Origin of the sequence: Xylanimonas protaetiae (genome assembly GCF_004135385.1) — a bacterium.
GTDB classification, from domain to species: domain Bacteria; phylum Actinomycetota; class Actinomycetes; order Actinomycetales; family Cellulomonadaceae; genus Xylanimonas; species Xylanimonas protaetiae.
In genome coordinates this window covers 2,440,338-2,461,255 of the sequence record NZ_CP035493.1, presented here as the reverse complement: position 1 = coordinate 2,461,255, position 20,918 = coordinate 2,440,338, and the positions used below count along the sequence as shown (strand labels likewise).

Annotated in this window: 19 protein-coding genes and 1 pseudogene; all 20 read right to left on the bottom strand. The window is 75.5% G+C overall.

The genetic code is table 11. From position 1 onward, the window contains the following. Positions 1–135: 135 nt before the first annotated feature. Positions 136–1,302 carry a DNA-processing protein DprA gene (gene dprA / locus ET471_RS11355; RefSeq protein WP_129188420.1) on the bottom strand — a complete coding sequence of 389 codons (1,167 nt, stop codon included), beginning with the start codon at positions 1,300–1,302 and terminating at the stop codon, positions 136–138. Further along, positions 1,299–2,828: a YifB family Mg chelatase-like AAA ATPase gene (locus ET471_RS11350; protein ID WP_129188418.1), complete on the bottom strand. Its 1,530-nt coding sequence runs from the start codon at positions 2,826–2,828 to the stop codon at positions 1,299–1,301. The genes dprA and ET471_RS11350 overlap by 4 nt, the downstream gene beginning before the upstream one ends. Further along, positions 2,828–3,196 carry a YraN family protein gene (locus ET471_RS11345; protein ID WP_129188416.1) on the bottom strand — a complete coding sequence of 123 codons (369 nt, stop codon included), beginning with the start codon at positions 3,194–3,196 and terminating at the stop codon, positions 2,828–2,830. The genes ET471_RS11350 and ET471_RS11345 overlap by 1 nt, the downstream gene beginning before the upstream one ends. Positions 3,197–3,331: 135 nt before the next feature. Continuing rightward, positions 3,332–3,631: a DUF2469 domain-containing protein gene (locus ET471_RS11340; RefSeq protein ID WP_012877947.1), complete on the bottom strand. Its 300-nt coding sequence runs from the start codon at positions 3,629–3,631 to the stop codon at positions 3,332–3,334. A 4-nt stretch (positions 3,632–3,635) separates the two neighbouring features. After that, a complete protein-coding gene (locus ET471_RS11335; protein ID WP_129188414.1) occupies positions 3,636–4,493 on the bottom strand; it encodes a ribonuclease HII in 858 nt (285 codons plus the stop codon). Next, positions 4,490–5,287: a signal peptidase I gene (gene lepB, locus ET471_RS11330; protein ID WP_129188412.1), complete on the bottom strand. Its 798-nt coding sequence runs from the start codon at positions 5,285–5,287 to the stop codon at positions 4,490–4,492. Before lepB (ET471_RS11330) ends, ET471_RS11335 begins: the two co-directional genes overlap by 4 nt. 82 nt (positions 5,288–5,369) lie before the next feature. Then, entirely contained in the window at positions 5,370–6,140 is a 771-nt protein-coding gene (gene lepB, locus ET471_RS11325) for a signal peptidase I (RefSeq protein WP_242496256.1), read from the bottom strand. Between the two features lie 118 nt (positions 6,141–6,258). Then, on the bottom strand, positions 6,259–6,615 hold the full coding sequence (gene rplS, locus ET471_RS11320) for a 50S ribosomal protein L19 (protein ID WP_129188407.1): 357 nt from the start codon (positions 6,613–6,615) through the stop codon (positions 6,259–6,261). Positions 6,616–6,824: 209 nt separating this feature from the next. Next, the gene (gene trmD / locus ET471_RS11315; protein ID WP_129188405.1) at positions 6,825–7,607 is read right to left on the bottom strand and encodes a tRNA (guanosine(37)-N1)-methyltransferase TrmD; all 783 of its coding nucleotides are present in this window, start codon (positions 7,605–7,607) and stop codon (positions 6,825–6,827) included. Then, complete coding sequence (rimM, locus tag ET471_RS11310) at positions 7,607–8,152, bottom strand: ribosome maturation factor RimM (protein WP_129188403.1); 546 nt, start codon at positions 8,150–8,152, stop codon at positions 7,607–7,609. Before rimM ends, trmD begins: the two co-directional genes overlap by 1 nt. A gap of 72 nt (positions 8,153–8,224) precedes the next feature. Further along, the gene (locus tag ET471_RS11305; protein ID WP_129188401.1) at positions 8,225–8,464 is read right to left on the bottom strand and encodes an RNA-binding protein; all 240 of its coding nucleotides are present in this window, start codon (positions 8,462–8,464) and stop codon (positions 8,225–8,227) included. After that, a complete protein-coding gene (gene rpsP, locus ET471_RS11300; protein WP_129190923.1) occupies positions 8,464–8,895 on the bottom strand; it encodes a 30S ribosomal protein S16 in 432 nt (143 codons plus the stop codon). Before rpsP ends, ET471_RS11305 begins: the two co-directional genes overlap by 1 nt. Before the next feature lie 214 nt (positions 8,896–9,109). Continuing rightward, a pseudogene (locus ET471_RS11295) lies at positions 9,110–10,230 on the bottom strand (amidohydrolase family protein). A 62-nt stretch (positions 10,231–10,292) separates the two neighbouring features. Then, positions 10,293–11,885: a signal recognition particle protein gene (gene ffh / locus ET471_RS11290; RefSeq protein WP_129188399.1), complete on the bottom strand. Its 1,593-nt coding sequence runs from the start codon at positions 11,883–11,885 to the stop codon at positions 10,293–10,295. 44 nt (positions 11,886–11,929) lie between these two features. After that, positions 11,930–13,720 (bottom strand): [protein-PII] uridylyltransferase family protein, encoded by a 1,791-nt coding sequence (locus tag ET471_RS11285; protein WP_129188397.1) that lies wholly within the window; start codon positions 13,718–13,720, stop codon positions 11,930–11,932. 54 nt (positions 13,721–13,774) lie between these two features. After that, positions 13,775–14,116, bottom strand: coding sequence for a P-II family nitrogen regulator (locus ET471_RS11280; RefSeq protein WP_129188395.1), 342 nt, complete (start codon positions 14,114–14,116; stop codon positions 13,775–13,777). Next, on the bottom strand, positions 14,113–15,435 hold the full coding sequence (locus ET471_RS11275) for an ammonium transporter (RefSeq protein WP_129188393.1): 1,323 nt from the start codon (positions 15,433–15,435) through the stop codon (positions 14,113–14,115). Before ET471_RS11275 ends, ET471_RS11280 begins: the two co-directional genes overlap by 4 nt. A 170-nt stretch (positions 15,436–15,605) precedes the next feature. Next, a complete protein-coding gene (ftsY, locus tag ET471_RS11270; RefSeq protein WP_129188391.1) occupies positions 15,606–16,760 on the bottom strand; it encodes a signal recognition particle-docking protein FtsY in 1,155 nt (384 codons plus the stop codon). A 30-nt stretch (positions 16,761–16,790) separates the two neighbouring features. Next, entirely contained in the window at positions 16,791–17,123 is a 333-nt protein-coding gene (locus tag ET471_RS11265; protein WP_129188389.1) for a hypothetical protein, read from the bottom strand. Positions 17,124–17,226: 103 nt separating this feature from the next. Further along, positions 17,227–20,868 carry a chromosome segregation protein SMC gene (gene smc / locus ET471_RS11260; protein ID WP_129188386.1) on the bottom strand — a complete coding sequence of 1,214 codons (3,642 nt, stop codon included), beginning with the start codon at positions 20,866–20,868 and terminating at the stop codon, positions 17,227–17,229. Positions 20,869–20,918 lie beyond the last annotated feature (50 nt).

Sequence of the window (20,918 nt, the reverse complement as noted above, 5' to 3'; positions counted from 1 at the left end):
GGGCGCCTTCCCTGGCGAAGGCGCCCGCCGTGTCGCGGGTCACGCGGGGCAGGCAGGCACGACGCCGGTTCGCGCCCGCCAGGCGCGCCGACGGCGCCCGATCCCGCCCACCGGACCACGCGCCGCGGCGCCCCGTCACCCTCGGCCGGCCGCGACCCGGCGCCACCGACCCCCGTCCGGGCGCACCAGCCCGCGGGACTCCAGCACGCCGAGGGCGCCGAGCACCTCGGGCAGGGAGCGCCCCGCGACCCGGCACAGCACGGCGACGTCGGCCGCGGCCCGGGCGGGCAGCGCGTCGAGCACGGCCCGCTCGGCGTCCCCGAGCCCGTCGGCGGCGCTGCGCAGGCCGACCGGGCGGGGTGCGGCGTCCCGGCCGACCTCCCCGGCGAGCTCGGCGACCTCGGCGGCGTCGGTGACGCACGTCGCGACGCCGTCGCGCAGCAGCTGGTGGCACCCGCCGGACGCCATCGACGTGACCGGCCCCGGCACGGCCCCGACGGGCCGCAGCAGGTCCGCCGCGCGCCGGGCCGTGGACAGGGCGCCGGACCGCCAGGCGGCCTCGACCACCACGGTCGCGCGGGCCATGGCGGCGATGACGCGGTTGCGGGCCAGGAAGCGCTGCTTGAACGGCGTGCTGCCGGGCGGCACCTCCGCGACGACCGCGCCGTTCTCGGTGACGCGGCGCAGCAGCTCGTGGTTGCCCTGCGGGTAGAACCGGTCGACGCCGCCGGCCATCACCGCGACCGTCGACCCGCCGCCGACGAGCGCCCCGCGGTGCGCGACGGCGTCGATCCCGTACGCCCCGCCCGAGACGACGGTGAACCCGCGGTCGACGAGCCCCGCAGCGAGCTGCGCCGTCACGTGCTCCCCGTACGACGTCGACGCGCGGGCGCCGACGAGGGCGACCGAGCGGTGGCACGCGGCGGCGAGGTCGGCGTCGCCGCGCACCCACAGCGCGAAGGGCGCGGCGGTCCCCAGGTCGTCGAGCCCGCGGGGCCACCGGTGGTCGTCGGGCAGCAGCAGCGTGCCGCCGGTGCGCTCGAGCACGGCGAGCTCGCGCCGCGGGTCGAGCCCGTCCAGGCGCGGCGACCAGCGCGCGACCCCGGCCGCGAGCGCCCGCTGGGCGGGGGCCGCGGGCTCCAGCAGGACGGAGCCCTGCTGGTCCACGAGCCACGCCAGCGCTCCCGCTGCGCCCAGGTGCGCCACGAGCGCCCCGGCGGTCTCGTCGCCGGGCTCGGCGAGGCGGCTCCAGGCGGTCGCGGCGAGCGTGGGGTCGTCGGCGTCGAAGGCCAAGGTGGTCATGCGAGCCTCCCGGTGCGCAGCGTCAGGGCGAGGCCGACGTCGGCCTGGGCGGGCTCGTCGCGGCCGCCCAGGTCGGCGATCGTGTAGGCGAGCCGGAGCACGCGGTCGGCGCCGCGCAGCGAGAGCAGGCCGCTGTCGAGGGCGTCGTCGACGGGCCGGAGCACGTCCCACCGGCCGCGGAGCCGGGCGCGCAGCCACGTGCCGGGCACCTGCGCGTTGAGCGTCCAGGGGGTTCCGGCGAGCCGGGCGCGCGTGGCCGCGCGGGCCGCGCGGACGCGGGCGGCCACGACCGCCGTGGACTCCCCCGGCTCGCCGCGCATGCCGTCCTTGCCGACCGCCTGCACCGTGACCTGCAGGTCGACGCGGTCGAGCAGGGGCCCGGACAGCTTGCCGAGGTAGCGCCGGCGGGCCATCGGGGTGCACGTGCAGTCGAGGCCCTTGCCGTCGCCCTTGCCGCACGGGCAGGGGTTGGCGGCGAGCACGAGCTGGAACCGCGCGGGGAAGCGGGCCGCGCCCGCCGCGCGGTGGATGACGAGCTCGCCGTGCTCGAGCGGCTGGCGCAGCGTCTCGAGCACGCGCTGCCCGAACTCGGGTGCTTCGTCCAGGAAGAGCACGCCGCGGTGCGCGCGCGACGCGGCCCCGGGCCGCGGCAGCCCGCTGCCGCCCCCGACGACAGACGCCGCGGTGGCGGTGTGGTGCGGGTCCTCGTAGGGCGGGCGCGTCATGAGCCCGGCCCCCGGGTCGAACGTCCCGGCGACGGAGTGCACGGACGTGACCTCGACGGCCTCCGCCTCGGAGAGGTCGGGCAGGATGCCGGGCAGCCGGGAGGCGAGCATCGTCTTGCCCGCCCCGGGCGGCCCGGTGAACAGCAGGTGGTGCCCGCCCGCCGCGGCGATCTCCAGCGCGAGCCGCGGCACGTCCTGCCCGAGCACGTCGGCCAGGTCCCCCGGCGGCCGTCCCTCGACGCCGGCGCGCGTTGGTCGCACGGGCTCGACGTCGGGCACGAACGGCGGCTCCCCGCCGTGCAGCGCGACGACGTCGGCGAGGGTGGTCGCCCCGCGCACCCGTGCGCCGGGCACGAGCGACGCCTCGGCGACGTCGGCGGTCGGGACGACGACGTCGCCGAAGCCGGCCGCGACCGCCGACGCGACCATCGGCAGGACGCCGCGGACGGGCTGGAGCCGGCCGTCGAGGCCGAGCTCGCCGAGGTGGACGACCCGGTCGAGGCCGGCGGCGGGGATCGCGCCGGCCCCGGCGAGCACGGCGACGGCGATCGCGAGGTCGAAGCTCGAGCCGCGCTTGGGCAGCGAGGCGGGCGAGAGGTTCACGGTGATCTTGCGGTTCGGCCAGTCGATGCGGCTGGAGAGCACGGCGGCCCGTACGCGGTCGCGCGACTCGCTCAGCGCGGTGTCGGGCAGGCCGACCAGCACGAACCCGGGCACCGACCAGGCGAGCTGCGCCTGCACCTCGACCACGTGCCCGGACAGGCCCACGAGGGCGACCGCGGCGGTGGTCCCGAGCGTCATCAGGACACCCCGCGCAGCAGCTCGACCGTGGCCCGTCCGTCGCGCGGCGCGATCACGGCGACGACGTCGATGCGCACGTCGCGGAACCGGGGCCGCAGCTCGCGGCCGTGCTCGGCGAGCCACTGACCCGTCAGGCGCCGCAGGCGCGCGAGCTTGCCGGGCGTGACCGCCTCGGCCGGATGCCCGAAGCGCGTGCTGCTGCGCGTCTTGACCTCGACCGCCACGAGCGTGGTGCCGTCGAGCGCCACCAGGTCCAGCTCGCCCTCCCGCCCCCGCCAGTTGCGCGCGAGCAGGGTGTACCCCTCGTCCATGAGGAGCTGCGCGGCGAGCTGCTCGCCCCGCCGCCCCACGTCGTCCTTCGCCGCCATCGCGACCACCTCCGCGAGGCAGCCTGGCGGCACCGCGGGCGCGCCGGTCCGGAGGGCCGGGCCGGCTGTGCACGGCCGATCGGGTCCACAGGCGGGCGTCGCCCACCTCCCGCGGGAGCGCGGGCGGCGACCGGGTCAGAGGGCCAGGTCGGCCTTCGCGAGCTCCTCGACGTTGACGTCCTTGAACGTCACCACGCGCACCGACTTCACGAACCGGGCGGACCGGTAGACGTCCCACACCCAGGCGTCGCCGAGCCGCAGCTCGAAGTACACCTCGCCCGCCGCGGAGCGCACCTGGAGGTCCACCTGGTTGGCCAGGTAGAACCGGCGCTCGGTCTCCACCACGTACGAGAACAGGCTCACGACGTCGCGGTACTCGCGGTAGAGCGCGAGCTCCATCTCGGTCTCGTAGTTCTCGAGGTCTTCGGCGCTCACGGTGTCATCCTCGCAGGTTCGCCCCGCCGGGCGCGTCGACGGGCACGTCGAGACTCTCGACGACCGCCTCGGCGAACGCCCCGGCGTCGGCGACCGGCTCCCCGCCCTCCGCGACCGAGCGCAGGTTCCACGAGCGCCGGTGCTGCGGCGTCGTGCCGTGCCGGCGCAGCGCCTCGAGGTGGGCGGGAGCCGAGTAGCCCTTGTTCTGGTCCCACGCGTAGGCGGGGTACTGCCGCGCGAGCCGCGTGAGCAGCAGGTCGCGCTCCACCTTGGCCAGCACGCTGGCCGCGGCCACGGACGCGCACTGCAGGTCCGCCTTGACCATGGTCCGCACCGCGGGGTCCGTCTCGGGCGCGCCCGCGACGTCGAGGTCGGTCGCCTCGAACAGGTCCACCTGGGAGCGCGTCAGCCAGTCGTGCGAGCCGTCGAGCAGCACGACGTCGACGTCGCCGCACACGCGGCGCACCTGGGAGAGCGCACGGCGCCCCGCGAGCCGCAGCGCGGCGATGATCCCGTGCGCGTCGATCTCGGCCGGCCCCGCGTGCCCGACCGCCCACGCGACGGGCCACCGCTGGAGGTGCGGCACGAGCGCCTCGCGCGCCGCGGGCGTGAGCAGCTTCGAGTCGGCGACGCCCTTGGGCGCCGTGCGCGTCGCGACGTCGACGACGACGACGCCCACGCTGACGGGCCCGGCGAGCGCGCCGCGGCCCACCTCGTCCATGCCGGCGACCAGCCGGGCCCCCGAGGAGATGAGGGCGCGCTCGGTGCGCAGCGTCGGCGTCCGGCGTCCGGCCGCCGCGGTGGTGCGCGGCGGCGTCGGGCGGCGCACCGAGCCCGTGCGGGCCGCGGGTTCGGCGGTCATGGCGCCGGCACCTGGGCGAACACGTCGCCCGGGTTGCGGTGCCACGTCGCGCGCGAGAAGGGCCACACGGTCGCGAACGCCGTCCCGACGACGTTGTCGACCGGCACGAACCCGCCGCCCGGGTTGCCGAGGTGGGCCCGGGAGTCGGCGGAGTTCTGCCGGTTGTCGCCGAGGACGAACAGCATGCCGTCCGGCACGACGACGTCGAACGCCGTCTCGCTGGGCATCGAGCCGGGCTTGAGGTACGCGGTCTCCGTGATGGCCACCCCGTTGACCTCGATCTTCGCGTCGGGACCGCCCGCGCAGGTCACGTGGTCGCCGGGCACGCCGATGACGCGCTTGATGAGGTGCTCGCCGGAGTCCTGCGGCATGAGGCCGACGATCGTGAGGCCCTCGACGACCGCGTTGCCGAGGGGTCCGTGGTCCGGTGGCACGTACGTCCCGAGCCAGCCGCCCGGGTCCTTGAACACGACGATGTCGCCGCGGTGGATGTCGAGCACGCGCGGCACGAGGCGCGAGACCATGACGCGGTCGCCCTCGACGAGCGTGTCGTGCATCGACGGGCTGGGGATGAAGAACGCCTGGACCAGCAGCGTCTTGATGAGCCACGACAGCACGAGCGCGCTGACCACGATGATCGCGGTCTCGCGCAGCAGTCCCATGCCCGTCGACCCCGCGCCCTTCGACTCCGCCGCGTGCCGGGCGTTGCCCGGGCCGGCCACGTCGTGGGGGGTTCCGTGCCCGTCGGGCTCGGGCAGGGGCTGCGGCTGCGTCACGGGGTCGGATTCTGTCACGGAACCACTCTCGCATCGCCCGCGGCCGGCGGGGCACCCAGACCCGCGCAGGCCGCGCGCGCGGGCGCGCCCGGCTCGGGCGTCACGGGGCGGGTACCTGCGCGAACACGTCGCCCGGGTTGCTGTGCCACGTCATGCGGGTCAGCGGCCACACCGTCGCGAACGCCGTGCCCACCACGTCGTCGACCGGCACGAACCCGCCGCCCGGGGTGCCCTGGTGCGCCCGGGAGTCGGCCGAGTCCTGCCGGTTGTCGCCCATGACCCACAGCTTCCCGTCGGGCACGACGACGTCGAACGGCACCTCGCTGGGCATCGATCCCGGTTCGATGTACGCGGTCTCGGTGATGGGCACGCCGTTGACCAGCACCTTCGCCCCGGGACCGCCCTCGCTGCTCACGTGGTCGCCGGGCAGGCCGATGACGCGCTTGATGAGGTGCTCGCCGGAGTCCTGCGGCATCAGCCCCACCGCGGTGAGCGCGGTGACCATCGCGTCGCCGAGAGGGCCGCGGTCCGGCGTCACGTAGCCCCGGAGCCAGTGGTCCGGGTCCTTGAACACGACGATGTCGCCGCGGTGCAGGTCGAAGACGCGCGGCACGAGGCGCGAGACCATCACGCGGTCCCCCTCGACGAGCGTGTCGTGCATGGACCCGCTCGGGATGAGGAAGGCCTGTACCAGCAGCGTCTTGATGAGCCACGACAGCGCGAGCGCGCTGACCACGATGACCGCCGTCTCGCGCAGCAGGCTGGCCCCCACGCCCCGCCGGCGGCGGGTCTCCCGCGAGCCGGGGCGCCCGGCCGGCGCGGGCCGCGCGTCGGTGGGCGTGGGCTCGGGTCCGGGCTGAGGGTGGGTCACGGGGACGGATTGTGTCACGGTTGCCCAGGTCACGTTCCCGGCGCCGCCGTGGCCCGGGAACACCGACGGGCGGCCCTCCTGGAGGAGGACCGCCCGTCGGTGAGGAGGCGGAACGGGCTCAGCGAGCCGTGTTGTCGCGCTTCTCCTTGATCTTCGCCTTCTTGCCGCGCAGCGCGCGCAGGTAGTAGAGCTTGGCGCGACGCACGTCACCGCGGGTCACGAGCTCGAGCGAGTCGATCGTCGGGGCGTGCAGCGGGAACGTACGCTCCACGCCGACGCCGAAGCTGATCTTGCGGACGGTGAACGTCTCGCGGACGCCGCCACCCGAGCGGCCGATGCAGACGCCCTGGAACGCCTGGACGCGCGAGCGGTTGCCCTCGACGACCTTGACGTTGACCTTGACGGTGTCACCGGCGCGGAAGTCCGGGATGTCGGAGCGCAGCGACGCCGCGTCGACGAAGTCGAGCTTGTGCATGATCGTTCTCCCCGCCTGCCACAGGTCAGGCGCATGTCAGGCCCGCGCAGGGACGCGCGGGTGAGGCTTTGGATGGTGAAGCCGGTGCACACGTCGTCTCCCCTGTGGCAGAGATGTCACGACAACCGCAGAACCGACCGCGGGCGCACCAACGGACAATCTTGCCACAGGGCGCCCCGCGGCACCCAATCAGCCCAGGCAGAGATGGGTCACAGCGCGGCGGCGCGCGCCAGCCCCCCGTCGACGACGGCCCACCCGAGCTCCGCGAGCTTCGCGACGTCGTGCTTGTCGAGCCCCGCGACGTCGAGCGCGGCGATCATGTCCGGCCGCCGCGCGGCCGTGCGCTCGAGCGCCCGGTCGCGGCGCCAGCGCGCGATCTTGGCGTGGTGCCCGCTCAGCAGCACCTCGGGGATCTCGTGCTCGTCCCACACGGGAGGCTTGGTGTACACGGGGTACTCCAGCAGCCCGGCCGCCCCGTGCGACTCCTCGACGAGGGACTCCGGGTTCCCGACGACGCCGGGCAGCAGCCGCCCGACGGCCTCGACCATGACGAGCGTGGCGACCTCGCCGCCGTTGAGCACGTAGTCGCCGATGGACAGCTCGCTCACCCGGCGGCCCGCCGCCCGGTAGTGCTCCGCGACGCGCGCGTCGATGCCCTCGTAGCGCCCGCACGCGAACACCAGGTGCTGCTCGGTCGCCAGCGCCTCGGCGTGCCGCTGCGTGAACACCTCGCCGGACGGCGTCGGGATCACCAGGTGCCCGTCCTCGCCGAGGACGTCGTCCAGGGCGGTCCCCCACACGTCCGGGCGCATGACCATGCCCGCTCCGCCGCCGAACGGGGTGTCGTCCACGGTGCGGTGGCGGTCCGTGGTCCAGTCGCGCAGGTCGTGGACGCGCAGGTCGAGCAGGCCCGCCTGGCGGGCCTTGCCGATGAGCGACAGGTCGAGGGCGGCCAGGTAGTCGGGGAAGACGGTGACGACGTCGACGCGCACTAGTCCTCCCCGCGCGTCTCGTCGGAGACGACGAGGTTCGCGGCGTCGGAGGCGAGCAGGCCGCCCGGCGGGTCGAGGACGACGCGACCGCCCGCGACGTCGACGACGGGCACGATCGCGGTGACGAACGGGACGAGGGTGCGCGCGCCGCTCGTCTCCTTGACCAGCAGCGCGTCGTGCGCGGGCAGGTGCTCGAGCGCCACGACCTCCCCGACGACGGTGCCGTCGAGCAGCTCGACGCGCAGGCCGCGCAGCTCGTGCGGGTACCAGGCGTCCTCCTCGTCGGACGCGTCGGCCTCGACGACGAGCTCGACGCCGCGCAGCGCCTCGGCGGCCGAGCGGTCGGCCACCTCGGCGAACTTCACGAGCCAGCGGTCCTGGTGCAGGCGGCGGCTCAGCACCGTGAGCGGGCCGGCCTCGGGCGGTTCGGTGGCGAGCACCTCGCCCACGGCGAGCCGCGTCTCGGGGTCGTCGGTGCGCACGTCGAGCACGACCTCGCCGCGCAGGGAGTGCGCGCGCCCGATCTTCGCTACCACCAACTGCATGTCAGTGCCTTCCAGAGTGAATGCCGACGGGGCCCGATCCGGTGTGGATCGGGCCCCGTCGGACGGGCTTGCTCAGCGGCGGTCGACGTCGACGACGTCGACGCGGACCGGGCCGTCCGCGGCGAGCGCACCGACGACGGTGCGCAGCGCCTTGGCGGTCCGGCCGCCCCGGCCGATCACTCGGCCCAGGTCGTCCGGGTGCACGCGGACCTCGAGCAGGTCACCGCGGCGCAGCGGCTTCGCGGTCACCTGGACGTCGTCCGGGTTGTCCACGATGCCGCGCACCAGGTGCTCGAGGGCCTCGGCGAGCATCAGGCCTCGGCCTCGGCCTCAGCCGACTCGTCGGCAACCTCGGCGGCCGGAGCGGCAGCCTTGGCCTCGGCGGCCTTGGCCTTGACCTTCTCGGCCTCGGCGGCGACAGCCTCGACGGCCGTGGCGGCGTCGACCTTGTCGCCCTTGGTCCGCAGGGTGCCCTCGGCGCCCGGGAGACCCTTGAACTTCTGCCAGTCACCCGTCACCTTGAGGAGGGCGAGGACCTGCTCGGTCGGCTGCGCGCCGACGCCGAGCCAGTACTGCGCACGCTCCGAGGTGATCTCGATGAGCGAGGGCTCCTCGGTCGGGTGGTACTTGCCGATCTCCTCGATGACGCGGCCATCGCGCTTGGTGCGCGAGTCCGCGACGACGACGCGGTAGTACGGGGCCCGGATCTTGCCGAGGCGCTTGAGGCGAATCTTGACGGCCACTGTTGTGGTCACTCCTGGTTCTGGGATGGGCGACCCTCGGCACCACCCCGTGGGGCCGGGGCGTGGTAGAGGATCTGGACTGGACGATGCGCAGGAGAGAGGGGCCTGGGCACGCCGAGTACCCGGACATTGTGCCAGACGACGGCGCCCGTCCCCAACCGGAGGGCGCGTGAGCCCGCGCACCCCGCGCCCGGGCCGCACGCGCGACCGGCCGTCACCCGCCGTGGAGGGCGCTCCCGGCGACGACCTGCCCGCGCAGCACGACGGCCACGGGGTGCCGCAGCACCCGGACGTCGGCGCGCGGGTCGTCCGGGTAGACGACCAGGTCCGCGCTCGCCCCGTCGTCGACGGCGCCGAACCCGAGCAGGCGCCGCGCCCGCCAGGTTGCGGCGGCGACGACGTCGGCGGCGGGGACGCCGGCCTCCACCAGGAGGGCGCACTCGTCGGCGACGCGGCCGTGGCCCAGCGTGCCGCCGGCGTCGGTGCCCACCAGCAGCGGCACCCCGGCGTCGTGCAGCATGCGGACCTGCGCGAAGCGGCGGGCGTGCATCGCGCGCATGCGGCGCGCGTAGACCGGGTAGCGGGCCTCGGCCTGGTCGGCGATCTCGGCGAACCGCTCGACCTGGAGGAGCGTCGGCGTGACGGGCGTGCCGCGCTCGGCGAGCACCTCGGCCTGCACCGGCGTGATGCCGGTGCCGTGCTCGATGCCGTCGACGCCCGCGGCGAGCAGGTCGTCGACCGTCTCCGTCGCGAACGTGTGGACCGTGACGCGCGCGGCCTCGTCGTGCGCCGCGGCGACGGCCCGCGCGAGCACGTCGCCGGGCCACAGCGGCGTGAGGTCGCCCACCGCGCGGTCGATCCAGTCCCCCACGAGCTTGACCCAGCCGTCGCCCGCGCGGGCCTCGTCGCGCACGGCGGCGGGCAGCGCCGCGACGTCGTCGAGCTCGCGCGCGAAGCCCCGCAGGTAGCGCCGAGGGCGGGCGAGGTGGCGGCCCGCGCGCACGAGCCGCGGCAGGTCGGCGCGCGCCTGGAGCGGGCTCGTGTCGCACGCCGCGCCCGCGTCGCGGACCAGCAGCACGCCCGCGTCGCGGTCCGCGAGCGCCTGCGCGGCGGCCGTGTCGAGGTCGACGGCCCCCTCGGCCCCGAGCCCGACGTGGCAGTGCACGTCGACGAGGCCGGGCACGACGAAGCCCTCGAGGCGCCGCACCGCGCCGACCTGGGGGACTGCCGGGTCAGCTGGATGCGCCCGTCGCGGACGAACAGCTCGCCGGCCTCGCGGTCGTCGTCGAGCAGCACGCGGCCCGTGAGGTGCAGGGGCACGTGCGGGACGGACATGAGCGCAGGCTAGCCCGCGCGCGCACCGTCCCGCCGGGCGGGACGGTGCGCGAGATCCCGGCTCAGCCGAGCAGCTTGTCGAAGCCCTCGGGGAGCTGGAGCGAGGACAGGTCGACGTCGTCCTTCTTCGGGGCGCCGACGCCGAACGCCGAGCCCGCCGGCGCGGCGGGGCCGCCGCCGAGGGCCTTGGTGAGCAGCTCGCGCTCCTGCTGGGCGCGCTTGGCCGGGTTGCCCGACTTGCCCTTGACCTTCTTCTGCGGCGCCTGACGGGCACCCGCGCGCTTGCCCACGCCGGGCATCCCCGGCATCGGCGGCATGCCGGGCATCCCGCCGCCCTTCGCCATCTGGCGCATCATCTTCTGCGCGCCCTCGAAGCGCTCCAGCAGCTGGTTGACGGCCGTCGTCGTCGTGCCGGCACCGCGGGCGATGCGGGCGCGGCGCGAGCCGTTGATGATCTTGGGGTTCTCCCGCTCGCCCGGCGTCATCGAGTGGATGATCGCCTCGATGCGGTCGACCTCGCGCTCGTCGAAGTTCTCGAGCTGCTCACGCATCTGGCCCATGCCGGGCAGCATGCCGAGCATCTTCTTCATCGAGCCGAGCTTCTTCATCTGCTGCATCTGCACCAGGAAGTCGGCCAGCGAGAAGTCCTTGCCCTCGCTGAGCTTGGCGGCCATCTTCTCGGCCTGCTCGGCGTCGAAGGCGCGCTCGGCCTGCTCGATGAGGGTGAGCACGTCGCCCATGTCGAGGATGCGCCCGGCCATGCGGTCCGGGTGGAAGACCTCGAAGTCGGTGAGCTTCTCGCCCGTGGACGCGAACATGATCGGGCGACCGGTCACCTTCGCGACCGACAGGGCCGCGCCGCCGCGCGCGTCGCCGTCGAGCTTGGAGAGCACGACGCCGGTGAAGTCGACGCCCTCGAGGAACGCGCTCGCCGTGGCGACGGCGTCCTGGCCGATCATCGCGTCGATGACGAACAGGACCTCGTCGGGGCTGATCGCGGCGCGGATGTCGGCGGCCTGCTGCATGAGCACCTGGTCGACGCCGAGGCGGCCGGCGGTGTCGACGATGACGACGTCGTGCTGCTTGTCGCGGGCGAACGCGACACCCTGGCGGGCGACGGAGACGGGGTCGCCGATGACCAGGTCGGTCTCGGCACCCTGGTTGCCCGGGTGCGGCGCGAAGACGGGCACGCCCGCGCGCTCGGCCACCACGGAGAGCTGGGTGACGGCGTTGGGGCGCTGGAGGTCGGCGGCCACGAGCACGGGCGTGTGGCCCTGCTGCTTGAGCGCGTGGGCGAGCTTGCCCGCGAGCGTCGTCTTGCCGGCACCCTGGAGGCCCGCGAGCATGATGACCGTCGGCGGCACCTTGGCCAGCTGCAGGGTCCGGGTGGCCCCGCCGAGGATCTCGACGAGCTCCTCGTTGACGATCTTGACGACCTGCTGCGCCGGGTTCAGCGCGCCGGAGACCTCGGCGCCGAGCGCCCGCTCCCGGATCGCGCCGGTGAGCTCGCGCACGACGGGCACGGCGACGTCGGCGTCCAGCAGGGCGCGCCGGATCTCGCGCACGGTGGCGTCGATGTCCGCCTCGGACAGACGCCCCCGGCCGCGGAGGTTCTTGAAGGTCGCGGTGAGCCGGTCCGACAGGGAGTTGAACACCAGGGCGGTCCTTGTGGTCGTGCGGGTGGGAACGGTGACCCAGACTACCGGGCGACGCCGAGCGCGGTCCGCGCACGCTCGGTGAGGTCGTCCACGAGGCGCTCCCGCCACGGCGTCCACCCGTTCTTGGACCCGAGGCTCGACGCGTCCGCCTGCGTCAGCGCCCGCAGCTCGGCGAGCAGGTCGGCGCGGTGGCCGAGGGCGTCGAGCAGCCGCGCCACGGTGGCCGGGTCCTCCGGGTCGGCCTGCGTGGCGAGCATCGCCAGCAGCAGGTGGTGGCGCACGAGCACCACGACGTCGGCGGCCACGGCGTCGTCGACGCCCATACGCGCCAGGATCGCGGGCGCCACGCGCGCACCCTCGACGGAGTGGTCGGGGCTGAGCGCCCCGCGGCGCTTGCCGATGTCGTGCAGGAACGCGGCGAGCAGCAGGACGTCGGACCGCACGCTCGCGGGGTCGGGCAGCGCGCGCCGCACGGCGGACGCCCGCGCGGCCGCCTCGACGAGGTGCCGGTCGACGGTGTGCCGGTGGATCGCGGCCCGCTGCGGCCGGTTCCGCACGCCCGCCCACTCGGGGATCCACTGCGTGACGACGCCGGCGAGGTCGAGCGCCTCCCACACCGGCACCTGCGCCTTGCCCGTGCCCAGGAGCTGGAGGAACGCCTGGCGGGCGGCCTTGGGCCACGGCGCCGGGAGCGGGGCCCCGGCGGCGAGCGAGCCGACCGTCACCGGCGAGAGCACGAGCCCCGTCCGCGCGGCCGTCGCCGCGGCCCGCAGCGCCAGGACCGGGTCCGACGCCGGGTGGGCGTCGATCGCGAGCACCAGCTCGCCGTCGTGCTCCACGAGGCCGTCCCCCACGGAGCGCAGCAGGGGCGGCGTGCGGCGGCCGCGGACGATCAGGGTGCGCGGCGGGCGCGGCGGCTGGAGCGCCTGGCGGGCGCGGCGCACGGTCGAGTCGAGCGCGTACGCGACCTCGCGCCCCGCCTCCGCGAGGGAGGCGAGCAGCTCGTCGGGGTCGTCGTAGCCGGAGCGCTCGGCCACCTCGTCGAGGTCCGCGAGCAGCAGGCGGTTCGTGCGGCGGCGGGTGACCACCTGGAGCGTGTCGCGCACGTCGAGCAGGTGGGTGTACGCGCGGTCGACCGCCCCGTGCGGGCGGTCCGTGAGCCAGGTCGCCGCGAGCGCCTGGAGCAGCACGGCGTCGCGGATGCCGCCGCGCGCCTCCTTGAGGTCCGGCTCGATGAGGTAGGCCAGCTCGCCGGCGCGCTGCGCGCGCTCCTTCGCGGAGCTCAGCAGCTCCGGCAGCCGCCGCCGGGACGCCGCACGCCAGTCGTTGAGGATCGCCGACGCCGCCCGGTGCACGACGACGGCGTCGCCCGCGACGGGCCGCACGTCGAGCCAGCCGGCCGCCGCGGGCAGGTCCTGGGACGCGACCTGCCGGGTCTGGTTGAGGGACCGCACCGCGTGGTCGAGGTCGAGGCCCGAGTCCCACAGCGGGTACCAGAGCCGCTCGGCGACCTGCGCGAGCTCGTCGGGCTTGTGCGTGCGGCCGTCGTGGACGAGCACGAGGTCGACGTCGGACAGCGGGCCGAGGTCGCCGCGGGCCAGGCTGCCGACGGCGGCGAGGGCCAGCCCCTCCGGGGCGACGCCGTCGGTGGCCAGGGCGTACAGGACGCCGAGACGGTCGGTGACGGCCTGGACGAGGGCGGCCCGGCGGGCCACGCCCGAGCGGCCGGGACCCGTGAGGTCCACCGCGAGGGCCGTCAGATCGGCCCGCAGGCCGTGCACCGGGCTGGCCGGGACGGACGGACCCCCGGTGGCTGGGCTTGTCGCGACCACGTTCTCCCGATCTCTTCGGGGTGGTCTCGACAGGCTCAACCACCGGGGCAGGTGTCAGAGTGCGCTGTCGCCGTGCTCGCCGGTGCGGACGCGGGCCACGTCCTCGACGGGGACGACCCACACCTTGCCGTCGCCGATCTTGCCGGTCTGGGCGGCGCCCACGACGACGTCGACGATCGAGGGGGCGTCCTCGTCGGCGACGAGCACCTCGAGTCGGACCTTCGGGACGAGGTCGACCGTGTACTCGGCGCCGCGGTAGACCTCGGTGTGGCCCTTCTGGCGCCCGTAGCCGGAGGCCTCGGAGACCGTCATGCCGCGGACGCCGGCGGCCTCGAGGGCCGACTTCACGTCGTCCAGGCGGTGGGGCTGGATGATGCCCGTGACGAGCTTGCTCATGCGCGGATCTCCTTGTTCTCGCGGTTGAAGACGGTGCCCTGCGTGGCGGTCTCGTACGCCGTCTCGCCGTGCTGCGCGAGGTCGATGCCGCCGACCTCGTGCTCCTCCGGCACGCGCCAGCCGAGCGTGACCTTCAGGACCCAGCCGATCGCGTAGGTGAGGACGAAGCTCCAGACCACGGCGATGAGCGCCACGACGACCTGCGTGAGCAGCTGGGTCACACCGCCACCGTAGAACAGGCCGTCCTGCGAGCCCTCGAAGTAGAACGAGTTGTACACGCCGTTCGTGGCGAACAGGCCGATGAGGATCGTGCCGACGAGGCCACCGACCAGGTGGACGCCCACGACGTCGAGCGAGTCGTCGAAGCCCAGCTTGTACTTCAGGCCCACGGCGAGCGCGCAGAGGATGCCCGCGGCGGCGCCGACGGCGATCGCGCCCCACGTGGTGACGGTGCCCGCGGCCGGGGTGATGGCGACCAGGCCCGCGACGACGCCGGAGGCCGCGCCGAGCGAGGTGGCGTGCCCGTCGCGCAGGCGCTCGGTGCCGAGCCAGGCCAGCATCGCGACGGCCGTGGCGACCAGCGTGTTGACCCACGCGCGGCCGGCGGTGCCGTCGGCGGCGAGCTCCGAGCCGGCGTTGAAGCCGAACCAGCCGAACCACAGCATGCCCGCGCCCAGCATGACGAACGGCAGGTTGTGCGGGCGCATGGGCTCCTTGCCGAAGCCCTTGCGCCTGCCCGTGAGCAGGGCCAGCGCGAGGCCCGCGGCGCCGGCGTTGATGTGGACGACCGTGCCGCCCGCGAAGTCGATCGGCAGCGACAGCGCCTTGGCGAGCCAGCCGTCGGCGCCGAACATGCCGCCGCCCCAGACCCAGTGCGCCAGCGGCGCGTACACGACCGTGACCCAGACGGCGGCGAAGACCATCCAGGTGCCGATCTTCACGCGGTCGGCGATCGCGCCCGAGATGAGGGCGACCGTGATGATCGCGAACGTCGCCTGGAAGGCGACGAAGACCAGTGCGGGGATCCCGAACGAGGCCGTGGGGCCGTCGGCGTCGTCGATCGCCAGGCCGAAGAACGTCCCCGGGTTGCCCAGGAGGCCACCGGCGATGTTCGGGCCGAAGGCCAGCGAGTACCCCCACAGCGCCCACACCAGGCCGCCGATGCCCATCGCCGTGAAGCTCATCATCAGCATGTTCAGGACGCTCTTGCCCCGCACCATGCCGCCGTAGAAGAACGCCAGAGCCGGCGTCATCAGCAGCACGAGGGATGCGGAGGTGAGCAACCAGGCAGTGTTGCCCGTGTCCAGGGTGAAATCCATCCCGATCGCCTCTCTCACGTACCCGGCCCCAGCGGCCGGCTCGTGGACAAACGTCCTCGGTGGTGGTTTCGGACGAGGCGTCGTCCTGTTACGACGACGTGACAGCCTCGGGGAACGGGTAAACGTTGGGTTTCGTCACCCTCGGCGGGCCGAGGCGGGCCCGCTGAGACTCACCCCAGGATGCCGTCCACGAACTGCGCCGCGTCGAACGGGGCCAGGTCGTCGGGGCCCTCGCCGAGACCCACGAGTTTGACCGGGACGCCCAGCTCCCGCTGCACGGCCACGACGATGCCGCCCTTGGCGGTGCCGTCGAGCTTGGTCAGCACGATGCCCGTGACGCCCGCGACCTCGCCGAACACGCGGGCCTGCTGGAGGCCGTTCTGGCCCGTCGTCGCGTCGAGCACGAGCAGCACCTCGGTGAGCGCGGCCTCGCGCGTGATGACGCGGGAGATCTTGCCGAGCTCGTCCATGAGCCCGGCCTTGTTCTGCAGGCGCCCGGCCGTGTCCACGAGGACGACGTCGACGCCGTCGGCCTTGCCCTGCTTGACGGCGTCGAAGGCGACCGCGGCGGGGTCGGCGCCGTCGCGGTCCGCGCGGACCGTGGGGACGCCGACGCGCGAGCCCCACGTCTGGAGCTGGTCGGCGGCGGCGGCGCGGAACGTGTCGGCGGCGCCGAGCACGACGGTGTCGCCGTCGGCGACGAGCACGCGGGCCAGCTTGCCCACCGTCGTCGTCTTGCCCGTGCCGTTGACGCCGACGACGAGGACGACGCCGGGCGTGCCCGGCGCGGTGCCCTGCGTGTGCAGGGTCCGGTCGAGGTCGGGGCCCACGAGGGTGATGAGCTCCTCGCGCAGCATCGTGCGCACGGCGACCGGGTCGCTGACGCCCTCGACGCGCACGCGCGTGCGCAGGGCGTCGATGAGCTCGCCCGCGGGGCCGGCGCCGACGTCGGCGAGCAGGAGGGTCTCCTCGAGCTCGTCCCAGTCGTCCTCGGTGAGGTGGTCGCGCGAGAGGACGGCCAGCAGGCGGGCGCCGAGCGGCGAGCCGGAGCGCGCGAGGCGGTCGCGCAGGCGCACGAGGCGTCCGGCGGTCGGCGCGGGACGCTCCAGCGTCACGGCCGGGGCGGCGGCGGCCTCCGCCGTGTCCGGCGCCGCGGGCTCCGGAGCGGTCTCCGCCGGCCGCGGCGGCTGGACGGTCGTGGGAGGCGGCGTCACCACCGGCGGGAGCTGCTTGCCGCGGCGGGTGCGGGGCACCACGAGGGCGGCGACGGCCCCGAGGACCACGACGACGAGGAGCGGGATGAGCCAGGGCAGGACGTCGGTCACCGGGTCAGTCTCCCAGAGACCGCGCGGGCGTCACTTGGGGGCGCGCACCGTCCCGACGTGGATGTGGCGCGTAGCCGTCTCCCGGGCGCGGTTGAGCACGTCGGCCAGCTGCTCGGCGTCGACGTAGCCCGGCCCCTCCTCCACGCGGTCCGCGAGGAAGGTGTCGAGGTCGGTGTCGACGGGGCGCGCGACGCGCCCACGGTGCCGCAGGCCGGCGCGGAAGCTGCGCCAGAAGGCCACGATCCCGTTGTCGCCCGGCGGGTCGCCCGGGACGCCCTGGCCGCGCTCCATGACGCTGGCGACGACGAAGACCGCCGTTGCCAGCAGAACGGCGGAGACGAGCCAGACGAGCAGGGTGACCATGCCTCCAGTGTCCCGCACGCCCCTGACACAAGCCGGGCGGGGAGGTGGGGATCCTGTGAAATGGGCCGGGCCTTCCGGTGTGGTCAGGCCTCGGGCCGCCCCGTCACGCCTCCGCCGTCTCGCGCATGCGCTGCGAGATGACGGTGGTGATGCCGTCGCCCCGCATCGCGACGCCGTACAGCGCGTCCGCGACCTCCATGGTGCGCTTCTGGTGCGTGATGACGATGAGCTGGGAGTGCGTCTGCAGCTCGCGGAAGATCTCCAGCAGGCGGCCCAGGTTGACGTCGTCGAGCGCCGCCTCGACCTCGTCCATGATGAGGAACGGGCTGGGGCGGGCCTTGAAGATCGACACGAGGAACGCGACGGCGGTCAGGGACCGCTCGCCGCCCGAGAGCAGCGAGAGCCGCTTGACCTTCTTGCCCGCGGGCCGCGCCTCGACGTCGATGCCGGTGGTGAGCAGGTCGGACGGGTCGGTCAGGACCAGGCGCCCCTCGCCGCCGGGGAACAGCGTCGGGAACACCTGCTCGAACATGGCCGCCGTGTCCCGGTACGCCTCGGCGAAGACCTGCTGCACGCGCTCGTCGATGTCCTCGACGATCTGGAGCAGGTCCTGGCGGGACCTCTTGAGGTCGGCGAGCTGCTCCGTGAGGAACGCGTGCCGCTCCTCGAGGGCCGCGAACTCCTCCAGGGCGAGCGGGTTGACCGTGCCGATGCGGGCCAGTGCGCGCTCCGACTGCGCCAGGCGCTTGGCCTGCTCCTCGCGCACGTAGGGCAGCGGCTCGGGGTCGGGGGCGTCCTCGGGCCAGTCCTCGGGCCGCGGCACGGGGACGAGGCGGTGCGGGCCGAACTCCTCGACGAGCGTCTCGACGTCCGTGCCGAGCTCGTCGGCGGCGCGCTGCTCGAGCTGTTCGAGGCGCGCGAGCTGCTGGGCGCGGGCGACCTCGTCGCGGTGCGCGACGTCGGTGAGGTCGCGCAGCTGGCCGGCGAGCCGGTCGGCGTCGGCGCGGACGGCGTCGAGCGCGGCGGCCTGCTCGGTGCGGGCCTGCTCGGCCGCGGCCCGCTCCCCCGCCGCCCGGTCGATCGACCGGGCGAGCGCGGCGAGCGCGACGGCGGCGTCGTCGCGCACCTGCGCGGCGACGCGGGCCTGCGCGGACCGCTCGCGGGCGCGGGCGGCGGCCCGGTCGCGCGCGGCGCGCTCGGTCGCCGCCGCGCTGGCCAAGCCCTGCGCGCGCCCGGCGACGGCGCGGGCGCGCTCCTCGCTCGTGCGCAGCGCGAGGCGGGCGTCGGTCTCGGCGGCCCGGGCCGCGGTGGCCGCCTCCTGGGCGGCGCCACGCGCCTCGGTGGCCGCGGCGACGGCCTCCTCGGACTCCCCGGGCGCGGCCTCCGCGATCTCGAGGCGCTCGGCCAGGCCGGCCAGCTCCGCCTCGTCGGCCGCGCGACGCTCGCTCGCCTGCGCGAGGGTCGCCCGGTGACGGTCCGCCTCGGCGCGCGCGGCCCGCTGCGCGGACCCCAGCGTGCCGAGCTGCTCGGCGACGGCCGCCAGCGCGGCGTCCGACTCGTGCAGCCGGTCGAGCGTCTCGTCGTAGTGCCGCTGGGCGGCATCGAGCCGCTCCCGTGCCCCGACGAGCGCGAACCGGGCGCGCTCGCCGCGCGCGGCGGCGTCGTCGGCCCGAGAGCGGGCCTCGTCGAGCGCCGCCTGCAGGTGCAGCACGCTCGGGGCCGCGGCCGAGCCGCCCGCGGCGCGCACGCCCCCCAGCAGGTCCCCGGTCCGGGTCACGGCGACGACGTCGGGGCGCGCGGCGACGAGCGCCCTCGCCTCGGCGAGGTCGTCGACGACGACGACGCCGGCGAGCAGGGCGCGCAGCGCGGCGGCGGCGGGCCCGCTCGCGGTGACGACGTCGACGGCCCAGCGTCCGACACCCGGCGGCCGGTCGCCGTCCGGCGCAGCCACCCCGGCATCGTGCGCGGAGTCACCGGACCCAGCCCGGACTCCCGTGCGGCTCGCCTCGCTCGCGCTGGGCCTCGCCGGGTCCGCGGCCCCGCCCACGACGAGCGACGCACGGCCCGCGTCGTCGTCGCGGAGCAGGCGCAGGGCGTCGACGGCGGCGTCGAGGTCCGCCACCGCGACGGCGTCGGCGAGCGGGCCGAGGGCCGCCGCGACGGCGTCCTCGTAGCCCGCCTCGATGCCCAGCAGCGCCGCGACCGACCCGAGCACGCCCGGCGGGTCGGCTGCGAGGAGCGCCCCGGCGCCGTCCTTGCGGTCGAGGCTCAGCGCGAGGGCGTCGACGCGGGCCGTCGCCGAGGCGCGGTCCTTGTCGGCCGCGGCCGCCTGGGCGTCCAGGTCCGCGACCTGCGCGTGGGCCGTGTCGACGGCGGTGGCCGCGGCCTCGTGCTCGGCGTCCAGGCCCTCCTCGCCCGCCTCCGCGCCGACCACCTGGGTCTCGAGCGCGGCGAACTCGCGCGTGGCGTCCCGCTCGCGGCGCTCCGCCTCGTCGAGGGCCGCGCGCACCCGGTCGAGCTCGGCGTCGGCGGCCTCCACGCGCGAGCGGCGGGCCGCGACCTGGCCGGCCAGGCGGGCCAGGCCCTCACGGCGGTCGGCGGCGCCGCGGTGCAGCGCGGCGAGGTCCTTCTCGGCGGCGCTCGCGGCGTCCTCCGCCGCGGTGCGCGCCTCGACGGCGGCCGTGAGCGCGGCGCGGGCGAGCTCCACCTCACGGCTCAGCTCCGCCTCCGACGCGCGGGCACGCTCGGCCTGCGCCTCGAGGTCGGCCGGGTCCTGGCCCCGTTGCTCGGGCTCGGCGGTGCCGAGCAGGCGCACGCGCTCCTCGGCGAGGGTCTGCGTGCCGCGCAGCCGCTCGCGCAGGGCGGACAGGGCGTGGAAGGTGTCGGCGGCGCGGGAGGCCGCCGTCGTCGTGCCCGCCGCGGCGACCTCGAGGCGGGCCAGCTCGGCACGCGCGGCGTCGAGCGCCCGCTCGGTCTCCGCCTGCCGCTCGCGCAGCGCGGTCTCGTCGGCGCGCTCCGCCTCGAGCTGGGCGACGAGCTGGGCGAGGTCGTCCGCGAGCAGGCGCGCCTTCGCGTCGCGCAGGTCGACCTGGTACGTCCGGGCCTTGCGGGCGGCCTCGGCCTGCCGGCCCAGCGGGCCGAGCTGGCGGCGCAGCTCCGCGGTCAGGTCGCCCAGGCGCGCGAGGTTCCCGGCCATCTGGTCGAGCTTGCGCAGCGCCTTCTCCTTGCGCTTGCGGTGCTTGAGGACGCCCGCGGCCTCCTCGACGAACCCGCGGCGCTCCTCCGGAGAGGCGCGCAGCACGGCGTCGAGCTGCCCCTGCCCGACGACGACGTGCATCTCGCGGCCGATGCCGGAGTCGCTCAGCAGCTCCTGGATGTCCAGCAGCCGGCAGGAGCTGCCGTTGATCGCGTACTCGGACCCGCCGCTGCGGAACAGCGTGCGGCTGATCGTCACCTCGGTGTAGTCGATCGGCAGCGCACCGTCGGTGTTGTCGATCGTGAGGGACACCTCGGCGCGGCCCAGCGGCGGGCGCCCGGCCGTCCCGGCGAAGATGACGTCCTCCATCTTGCCGCCGCGCAGCGACTTGGCCCCCTGCTCCCCCATGACCCACGCGAGCGCGTCGACCACGTTGGACTTGCCCGACCCGTTGGGCCCGACGACGCACGTGATGCCGGGCTCGAAGCTCAGCGTCGTCGCCGAGGCGAACGACTTGAACCCCCGCAACGTCAGCGTCTTCAGGTGCACCGGTCAACCCTAAGGGCGAAAGCCCGGAAACCCGCGGACCTTGCCGCCCG

What these genes read in the sequence shown, in the direction of transcription:
- dprA (WP_129188420.1), bottom strand. Translation starts at nt 1,302, where the DNA reads ATGACCACCTTGGCCTTCGACGCCGACGACCCCACGCTCGCCGCGACC.
- ET471_RS11350 (WP_129188418.1), bottom strand. Translation starts at nt 2,828, where the DNA reads ATGACGCTCGGGACCACCGCCGCGGTCGCCCTCGTGGGCCTGTCCGGG.
- ET471_RS11345 (WP_129188416.1), bottom strand. Translation starts at nt 3,196, where the DNA reads ATGGCGGCGAAGGACGACGTGGGGCGGCGGGGCGAGCAGCTCGCCGCG.
- ET471_RS11335 (WP_129188414.1), bottom strand. Translation starts at nt 4,493, where the DNA reads ATGACCGCCGAACCCGCGGCCCGCACGGGCTCGGTGCGCCGCCCGACG.
- rplS (WP_129188407.1), bottom strand. Translation starts at nt 6,615, where the DNA reads ATGCACAAGCTCGACTTCGTCGACGCGGCGTCGCTGCGCTCCGACATC.
- rimM (WP_129188403.1), bottom strand. Translation starts at nt 8,152, where the DNA reads ATGCAGTTGGTGGTAGCGAAGATCGGGCGCGCGCACTCCCTGCGCGGC.
- ET471_RS11305 (WP_129188401.1), bottom strand. Translation starts at nt 8,464, where the DNA reads ATGCTCGCCGAGGCCCTCGAGCACCTGGTGCGCGGCATCGTGGACAAC.
- ET471_RS11280 (WP_129188395.1), bottom strand. Translation starts at nt 14,116, where the DNA reads ATGAGCAAGCTCGTCACGGGCATCATCCAGCCCCACCGCCTGGACGAC.
- ET471_RS11275 (WP_129188393.1), bottom strand. Translation starts at nt 15,435, where the DNA reads ATGGATTTCACCCTGGACACGGGCAACACTGCCTGGTTGCTCACCTCC.
- ET471_RS11265 (WP_129188389.1), bottom strand. Translation starts at nt 17,123, where the DNA reads ATGGTCACCCTGCTCGTCTGGCTCGTCTCCGCCGTTCTGCTGGCAACG.